The organism is Vibrio sp. 10N.261.45.E2 (assembly GCF_002875705.1).
GTDB lineage: Bacteria > Pseudomonadota > Gammaproteobacteria > Enterobacterales > Vibrionaceae > Vibrio.
On sequence record NZ_MCZZ01000011.1, the window covers coordinates 1 to 2,389 of the forward strand.

Genomic DNA, 2,389 nt, shown 5'->3' on the forward strand with positions numbered 1-2,389 from the left:
TTACTTGACCACTACAGAACGGCTCTCTTACTGTGATACGGTTTAAACTCATTTATTGATAAGATGGTGGCATGAAAAAGACAACTCCAACCCCACATGACGCGCTCTTTAAGCAGTTTATGACGCATCCAGAAACCGCCAAGGATTTATTGGATATCCATCTCCCTGCGGAGCTGCGTGATATTTGTGATTTAACGACACTAAAGCTCGAATCTGGCAGCTTTATTGAAGAAAGCCTGCGTCCTTACTATTCGGATGTGCTCTATTCTCTCAAAACCTCTCAAGGCGAAGGATACGTCTATGCGTTAATCGAGCACCAAAGCCGGCCAGATAAGCACATGGCATTTAGGCTGATGCGCTACGCGATTGCCGCTATGCAGCAACATCTTGAAGCGGGTCATGACCATCTACCTTTGGTCATACCATTGCAGTTTTACCATGGTAAAGTCTCGCCTTATCCCTATGATATGAATTGGTTAAAAGGCTTTGCTAATCCAGAGCTGGCTAAAGGACTTTACACTCAAGACTTTCCACTGGTCGATGTCACGGTGATATCCGACGATGACATCATGCAGCATCGACGTATCGCGTTACTTGAACTTGTACAAAAGCACGCAAGACATCGAGACATCATGGATTTCCTTGAGCCTCTAGTCACATTACTACTAACCGATTACACTACAGATAAGCAAGTACAGTCATTGATGAGCTATCTACTCCAAGTAGGTGAAACAAACAATCTAGAGGCGTTAATCACGTCACTGGCCTCATCAGTACCGAAACACGAGGAGACACTTATGACGATTGCAGAACAATTACGCCAACAAGGTGAGCAACGTGGCGAACTGCGCGGACGTCAAGAAGGACGTCAAGAAGGACGCCAAGAAGGACGCCAAGAAGCCCTCAAAGAGATGGCTCGTAAGATGATGCTTAATGGCATGGATCAACAATCCATTACCGACGTTACAGGTCTGACTAGAGATGAAATAGCACAGCTTTCTCATTAGCCCGCACAATTAAGATATCAGCCTTACCAGTTTGATGGTGAGGCTAACTTTCATTCCGCCCCCTCATTCTCTTGACCATTCGAACGACAGTTTTAGTGAAACGCGACTCAAAGTGTACTTAAAGATATAGAAACCCAAGAGCACATGTTCATTTTAAATTGCAAAGACTAACTGAACAGTCATGAGATAATTGCAAGCAATGTCCATAAAGTTACACCTTAATGGACACTTATTAAAAGAGCCCCTAATCATTGCAACAATGATTAGGGGCTCTAGCAAAAAGGTTGGTGCGTATTAAGTTACGTAAAATTAAACGTCAGCAGCAACAAGAAACCTAATTTGAGAATTAACCTCAAATAGAGCCCATGTTCTTTGGTAGCTAACAATCATAGGAACCAAACCAAGACTTAGTGAAACTTCTACAATAGATGACTCCAGATCTGAGCATAAGGTTATCGGAGTCAGTGTTTTGATTTCATGACCGTGCAAATCATAAAAGAACCCTTTAAACACTATGATTACCACCTTTCATTCGTTCTAGAAAAAAATTATGTGCATAGGGAGAGATATCGCACCCTAGATAGTTCCTTTCAAGATTTAAAGCCGCCAGTAAAGTAGAACCTGAACCAAAAAACGGGTCAACAACCAACTCATTCTGATGAGAGCTTTGATTTATTAAAACCTCTAATAATGGAACTGGTTTTTCAGTAGGATACCCTCGAAAAACACGCTTATGCTCCAATATATCAGGAATGCTCAAATCATTGATTTTCCTTTTTCCCTTTTCAAAAAACAGTATGTATTCATGCCTAGCTCTATAGTGATAACCCATACCAATACAGACTTTATCCCAAACTATAGGTTTCCAAAATTTAAAACCTACTTTTTCAGCTATCGGTTTGATAAAAAACATAGTTTCTTGATCACAAAAAAGATAAAAATGAGTATTTTTTTTCAATACTCGATATATCTCAACCAGTAAACTTTCAAACCTTGAGTTAGGGAATATTTCAAACCAAGCATTACTTGAAGATTTGCTTACTTTCAATCTAGTTGTAGTACCTACTTTCCTATGCTTCTCTAAAGATTCATAAGGTGGGTCTGTTATCAATAAATCTACACTCTCACTATCTAACGATGAAAGCCACTCTACAGCGTCACAATTAAATACATTCAAAATGAACTACACACTTTCCCACTCACAAATGTTCTAGAAAGTTCACCTTTATCCAATGCTCTACAATCTATGCAATAGCTTTGATCTCCATCAGGATTTCTAGCTGTAACTCTTGCTGGTGTTTGACCAAAATCTCGGGGGTGAGGATGGAAAACATGCTCCGAACCATTGGCACTTGAGCAATGTGTGTAGTGGTCAAGTAAAA

At 40.2% G+C, this 2,389-nt stretch carries 2 protein-coding genes; one reads left to right on the forward strand and one right to left on the reverse strand.

Features of this window, described 5'->3' with window-relative positions; all coding sequences use genetic code 11:
- Nucleotides 1–71: 71 nt before the first annotated feature.
- Nucleotides 72–1,007, forward strand: a complete 936-nt coding sequence (locus BCT34_RS00525) for an Rpn family recombination-promoting nuclease/putative transposase (RefSeq protein ID WP_076651483.1) — start codon at nucleotides 72–74, stop codon at nucleotides 1,005–1,007.
- A 505-nt stretch (nucleotides 1,008–1,512) separates the two neighbouring features.
- Here the strand turns inward: BCT34_RS00525 and BCT34_RS00535 are convergent.
- Nucleotides 1,513–2,184, reverse strand: coding sequence for a site-specific DNA-methyltransferase (locus BCT34_RS00535; protein WP_076651482.1), 672 nt, complete (start codon nucleotides 2,182–2,184; stop codon nucleotides 1,513–1,515).
- Nucleotides 2,185–2,389: the final 205 nt, after the last annotated feature.

Bases quoted from the DNA above. Each gene is read 5' to 3' on its own strand.
- BCT34_RS00525 (WP_076651483.1), top strand. From the start codon at position 72: ATGAAAAAGACAACTCCAACCCCACATGACGCGCTCTTTAAGCAGTTT.